Below are 240 nucleotides of genomic sequence, written 5' to 3'. Positions count from 1 at the left end.
CCAAGCGCTACGACCTCGCGAAGGTCGGACGCTTCAAGCTGAACCAGAAGCTCGGCCTCGACCGTCCGCTCACCGACTCGGTGCTCACGGTCGAAGACATCGTCGAGACGATCAAGTACATGGTGCGCCTGCACCGCGGCGACACCGAGTTCGAGGGCGTCACCAAGGGCGGCGAGGTCGTCACCAAGCGCATCGACGTCGACGACATCGACAACTTCGGTAACCGCCGTATCCGCGCCG

Annotated in this window: 1 protein-coding gene; it reads left to right on the top strand. The window is 64.2% G+C overall.

Features of this window, described 5'->3' with window-relative positions; all coding sequences use genetic code 11:
* A partial coding sequence (locus SB754_RS22655; RefSeq protein ID WP_410784518.1) for a hypothetical protein occupies positions 1-240 on the top strand: 240 nt, incomplete at both ends.

It is taken from the genome of Leifsonia sp. SIMBA_070 (assembly GCF_046534635.1).
Classification (GTDB): Bacteria; Actinomycetota; Actinomycetes; order Actinomycetales; family Microbacteriaceae; genus Leifsonia.
This window is presented reverse-complemented; position numbering and strand designations above follow the sequence as displayed.